Genomic DNA, 5,530 nt, shown 5'->3' on the forward strand with positions numbered 1-5,530 from the left:
GATTTGGGTATGACAGAACCCTCTGTTTCAGCACAAATCCTGTGGGAGCTGGCTTGCCAGCGATGGCACCACCTGGGTTGCGGCGGCAGTGCTGCAACAATCAGCGTCACCAAAACCTCCACCTCTCGCTGATCTTCACGCAATCCCAACCCGCTCATTGCATAGCCCCCACATCAAACGCCAGCGGCTTGGCCGGTTTCTGCCCGATCCCGTACCAGTCGAGTTTGCGCGTCAGCACCATGAACACCCCGAGCAGGCCGAACAGCAACAGCGAACCCATCAGCAACGCATAGTCCTCGGCGCTCAGCAGCCCATACAGCAGGCCATACAACGCTGCCAATCCCGCGGTAAAACTCAGGCCGTGGCGCACGCTGTGCAGCACGTGACAGACATAAAATCCGATCAACAACACACAGCCACTGGCCGACAGCAGATAGGCCAAAGCAAAGCCGATGTGCTCCGACAGCGACAGCAACAACAGGTAGAAGAACGCCAGCGCCACCCCGACCAATGCGTATTGCACCGGGTGCACCGCAAGACTCTTGAGCACTTCGAACAAGAAGAAACCGGCGAAGGTCAGGACGATAAACAACAGCGCATATTTGATCGCCCGGTCGCTCTTCAAGTACTGATCCACCGGGTCGATGAAGCTCACGCCAAAACTGCGCCCGTTGAACGCCTCGCAATCATTGCCCATCACACAGCGGTTCATCGCTTCTTGCAGGTTGGTGGAGAAAAACGAAGTCTGCCAATCGGCGCTGAAACCTTGATCATTGATTTCGCGTTTGGCGGGCAGGAAGTTGCCGATGAAGCTGGGGTGCGGCCAGTTCGCCGCCAGGCTGACGCGGCTGGCCTTGCCTACCGGCAGCACTTGCAACGAACCGGTGCCTTGCAGGCGCAGGTCGAAACCGAAGGTCAGCTCCGTGGCGTTGCGGGTGTCCAGTGTCGGCAACGTGACCCGCACACCTTCGCCGAGCCAGCCCACCTGGGTGCCAGGCACAAAGTCCAGACGCTGGCCGTCGAGTTCCAGTTTCAGCGCGTTTTCAATACCGCGAATATCGCTGATGCCCACCGCCAGAAACGGCGCGTCGAACTGGTAATCGGCAAAGTCTTCTTTGATGCCTAACTGCGCCGGCAACGAGAAATGCCCGTTGATGCGATTGTCAGCATGGAACAATCGCGCTTGGTAAATGCCCCGGGCGCGCAGCTCGGTCTGCACCTGGCCGTCGAGTTCGAAGCGTTCCGGCAGAAAGTACAAACGACCGCGCTCCTCACCGAGTTCTTCATAGCGCTGACTGGTTTTCTCGTTGGTCTTCCAGGTACGCACCACTTTGCGATACGGCACCACCATCACCGGCCCGCTCAGTTGCTGGCTGTAGCTGGAACTGCGGGCGATGTCTTCGAGCACACCATCGCGCAGTTGCTGGCGATCATCGATGATGCCGTCGATCATCAGCAGCGGGATCAGCAACAGCAGGATCAACAGGGCGACAGCCCCGAGTTTGATAGTCAGATTTCGATTCATAACGACGCTCCCTGGTTGGAATGCGGCCAGTCTGGGAGTGCTTTGTGGTTTTGTTATGGAGGTTGTGTGGGCTTTGCGTGGAAATACCTGTAAAAGGCTTTTTCCTCATCACCCTGGCAATGTTCAAAGAAAGGACCGACACGTTGCGCAACAACTCTTTCGATTTGATTCGGCACATAGCGGCACTCATGGTGCTGATCAGCCATCACTTTGCGCTGTGGGGTCTGCCGGAGCCAGGCATTGCCGGCTTCAACTCGCTGGGCGGTATTGCCGTGATCGCATTCTTTGCGATCTCCGGCCTGCTGATCACTCGCAGCTTCGTCAACGCCACGAACTTCACCGACTATCTGATCAAACGCATTGCCCGCATTTTTCCAGCGCTGATTCTCTGCGCCTTTGCGATGACCTATATCGCCGGAGCTCTGTTTACCGAAGGTTATGTCACAGGCTCAAGTGCGCTGATCGATTTCCTGCGCATCTCGGTTTTCGGTCGAGCCACTATCGAACAGATCACCAATGGATTTATCTTCGACGAGTCCTTCAACGGCAGTCTCTGGACGCTGAAAATCGAATTCGGCTTTTACTTGCTGCTGGCGGCGGTTCTGGGTCTGTACCGAAAAGCCCTGTTGCCATGGATCCTGCTGACTGGGTTCGCCTTGGCAACCTATGTCCTGAGCAATGTCGTCGCCGGCGCCATGGCGCAAAAACTGGCGACCTACTGCGGTGCTGGTATCGCCTTCTTTGCCGGTTCGGTGATTGCCTTTCACAAACAGTACCTCAGCGATCCCCGTGTGCTGGCGATCGCTCTGACGGTGGGGGCCGGATTGATCTACCTCAGCGTCGGCACCCCATTGGCCACAGTGCTGGCGACACTGGGCTGTGCGTTGGTCACCCTGAGTCTGGGCCTGCTCTACGTCGACAAAAGTATCCGGGGCCGATTCGATATTTCTTACGGAATCTACCTGTATGCGTTCCCGGTCCAGCAACTGATCATCAACAAATCCCACCTGAGCTTTCTGCCGTCCATGGTTGTCTCGGCGCTGATCGTGATCGCGCTGGCAATCGCTTCATGGCGTCTGGTGGAGCAGCCAGCGTTGAACTTTGCCCATCGGAAAAAGCTTCAGCACACCGCAGCGGCCTCGTCCCCACCCTGAGCTTGCGCCTGCCCGTCAGGTTTCAGGGCAGGCTCAGAACGGCTTGCACACCGCCCGACACGTTGCTGATCGACAGTTGGCCGCCATGCAACTTGACCACCTCTTCAACAAAGTTCAGCCCCAACCCGGTGCTCTTGCGCCCACTGTCCGGACGCGGCAACGAATAAAATCGCTCACTCAAGCGCGGCAAGGCGTAATCGGGAATCGGGGCGGCTTCGTTGAACACGCGCAACTCGACCTGCTCCCCGACACGTTCGGCACTGAAACGCAGCAACCCGGCGATCGGGGTGAAATCCAGTGCATTGTCCAGCAGATTGCCCAGCGCCTGACGCAGCAGAAACGGCTCGCCGATCAGCAGCAGATCCGGCGCAATCGTCTGCTCGACCGTGAGCCGCCGGCCTTCGATCCGCGCTGCCTGCGCGCGTAATAATTCATCGATCAGCGCCGCCAGCGGCACCGCCACGCGCTCCTCGAGACCCTGGCGCTGTTCCACCTGAGCCAGATTCAACAGGCGCTCGATCAACTGCTGCATCCGCGCGCTTTCGCTGTCGATATTGCCGACAAAGCGCAGGCGCTGAATCGCTGGCATTTCATCCTGCAGCAACTCTGCGGCACCGCGAATGGCCGCCAGCGGACTCTTCAATTCATGGGTCAGGGTGTGCACGTAACGTTCGACGTAAGCCTTGCCTTCGAGCTGGGTGCGCATCTGCTCCACCGCCGTCGCCAGTTGTTCCAGCTCACCGCCACGGTAATGCGGCACCTCCACCCGGCGCCCCTCACTGACCGCTTTGGCGTAACCGGTCAAACGGTGCAGCGCGCGGCTCAGCCACCACGACAGCAAGGCACCGAACAGCAGGCCGAGGCCGATCAGCCCGGCCCCGTAAAACAACAAGCGCCGCTCGGTGCGATCGACGTAAGGCTGCAAGGAGCTATTGGGCTTGGCCACGGTGACCACGCCGATGATTTTGCCGTTGTCGCGGATCGGCGCGCCGACGTGCATCACCGAGGAGTTCGCATCATTCGGATCGCTGCGGCTCGAACGAGCGCCGTACTCACCACGCAAAGTCAGGTAGACGTCGTTCCAGCGCGAGTAATCCTGACCGACCGCCACGCCGCTGGAATCCAGGACCACGATGCCTTTGACGTCGGTGACGTAGATGCGATGGTTGACCTGATTTTTCGGCAACCCCCAGATGGTCGCCTGCGGCTGGCGTTCTCCGTAGGCACGCAACAATTCGGGCCAGCGGTTCTCGCTGAGCGTGCCGGCCTTGAAATCATCACGCAAAATCTCCGCCATCAGGTTGGCGGTGTCGACCAGGGTTTCTTCGGTGGACTGACGCACACCGGGGCGGATTTCTTCCATCACCGTGTTGAGCACGAAGTAACCGGTCAGGCCGATAAACAGCACATACACCAGAAAGATCCGCAGCCCCAGCGACATCAGCTGTGCCCCGGGCTGTAGCTGTAACCGAGGCCGCGATGGGTCTGGATCGGCTCGGCGTCGGCCCGCACCAGACGCAATTTGGCGCGCACGCTTTTGATGTGGCTGTCGATGCTGCGCTCGTAGCCGGCGTCGGCAGCAACCCCCAGCGCGTCGAGCAGTTGCTCGCGGCTGAACACCCGCTGCGGTTGTTCGAGCAGGCATTGCAACAGGCGAAATTCATGGCGGGTCAGGCTCAACGGCTGTCCCCGATAGACGATCTGCACACGTTCGGCATCGATGCGAAACAGCGTCGAGGACGCTTCAACCGCAGGACGCGGCGCCATGCGCTTGAGAATCGCCCGGACCCGCGCCGCCACCTCACGCGGGCTGAACGGCTTGACCACGTAATCGTCGGCGCCGATCTCCAGCCCCACCACCCGGTCGATCTCGGCGTCCCGGGCGCTGAGGAACAGCACCGGCACTTCACTGAAGCGCCGCAGCTGTTTGCAGGTTTCGAAACCGCTGATGTCCGGCAGGCCGATATCAAGAATGATCAAGTCGGCCGGGGGTCTGCCGTTGATGCTCCAGCGCCGCGGCGCCCAGGCTCAGCCACGTGGTCGTGAACCCCTCGCCCTGCAGGGCAAAAATCAGCGTATCGGCAATCGCCGCTTCGTCTTCGACAATCAGGATATGAGGCATGGCGTCCGAGCCCATGGGTTAAGTGCGCGAACGGTGCCCCAAGCCTGACGTTACGTCAATGAGACCACTTAGCAGTCCGGCTTGTCGGCGGTGAAACGCCGCGCCGGGTTCACTGCGGCGCCAAACTCGCGCAAGGCCTTGGCACCGATCAGCAGCGGGTAGTTGAAGTTGCTGCGGTCGGTCAGGTTGACCTCAACGGTACGCTTGACGTTGCCCAGGCACAGTTCCAGATCGACCACCGGGCGTTTGGCGACTTCAGTGCTGTCGCCCTCGTCTTCTTCGTCTGAACGGCTCTTGATCTTGCTGATCCGCGCGATCTTGTGCTCGTAGACCTTGTTGCTGGCGTCCTTGGTGCCGAGGCGGAAGCGCACCCAGTTTTCACCGTCGCGGGTGAAGGTCTCGATGTCCTTGGCCGACAGCGACGCGGTCAGCGCGCCAGTGTCCATCTTGGCCTTGAGCACCTCACCACCGATTTCCGGCAGCGCGATGTATTCATAACGCCCGTACAGGGTCGGTTCGGCGGCCATGACCGGCAGGGCGACGAGGGCAAACAGTGCAAGGAGGGATTTCACGTAGAGGGCTTCCTTGGAAAATGAGGGCGTCAGACGCGAGATTTTAGACAGCCATCAAGGAATTCGTTCGCCCTTGATATTGCATCGCTGGCAAGCCAGCTCCCACAGGTTTCTCTGCCATTCACGGAAATCACATGCACTGGAGATCCTTGTGGGA

Annotated in this window: 4 protein-coding genes and 1 pseudogene; 1 reads left to right on the forward strand and 4 read right to left on the reverse strand. The window is 59.6% G+C overall.

Annotated features, from left to right (window positions below):
• Positions 1-154: 154 nt before the first annotated feature.
• Positions 155-1,525: a cell envelope integrity protein CreD gene (creD, locus tag HT737_RS12915; protein ID WP_182402764.1), complete on the reverse strand. Its 1,371-nt coding sequence runs from the start codon at positions 1,523-1,525 to the stop codon at positions 155-157.
• 143 nt (positions 1,526-1,668) lie between these two features.
• On the opposite strand from creD, the gene HT737_RS12920 reads away from it, so the two are divergent.
• Positions 1,669-2,679: an acyltransferase gene (locus tag HT737_RS12920; protein ID WP_095669275.1), complete on the forward strand. Its 1,011-nt coding sequence runs from the start codon at positions 1,669-1,671 to the stop codon at positions 2,677-2,679.
• 22 nt (positions 2,680-2,701) lie between these two features.
• Here HT737_RS12920 and creC read toward each other — a convergent pair whose 3' ends face one another.
• The 3 genes and pseudogenes from creC to HT737_RS12935 all read right to left on the reverse strand — a co-directional run bounded on the left by creC (position 2,702) and on the right by HT737_RS12935 (position 5,373).
• Positions 2,702-4,120 (reverse strand): two-component system sensor histidine kinase CreC, encoded by a 1,419-nt coding sequence (gene creC, locus HT737_RS12925; protein WP_182402766.1) that lies wholly within the window; start codon positions 4,118-4,120, stop codon positions 2,702-2,704.
• Positions 4,120-4,801, reverse strand: a pseudogene (gene creB / locus HT737_RS12930) (two-component system response regulator CreB). Before creB ends, creC begins: the two are co-directional and overlap by 1 nt.
• A gap of 68 nt (positions 4,802-4,869) precedes the next feature.
• Entirely contained in the window at positions 4,870-5,373 is a 504-nt protein-coding gene (locus tag HT737_RS12935) for an ATP-dependent zinc protease (RefSeq protein WP_041069928.1), read from the reverse strand.
• Positions 5,374-5,530 lie beyond the last annotated feature (157 nt).

Origin of the sequence: Pseudomonas sp. MD195_PC81_125 (assembly GCF_014060985.1) — a bacterium.
Lineage (GTDB): Bacteria > Pseudomonadota > Gammaproteobacteria > Pseudomonadales > Pseudomonadaceae > Aquipseudomonas > Aquipseudomonas parakoreensis.

Coding starts and splice junctions, on each gene's coding strand:
- creC (WP_182402766.1), bottom strand. CDS start 4,120: ATGTCGCTGGGGCTGCGGATCTTTCTGGTGTATGTGCTGTTTATCGGC.
- creD (WP_182402764.1), bottom strand. CDS start 1,525: ATGAATCGAAATCTGACTATCAAACTCGGGGCTGTCGCCCTGTTGATC.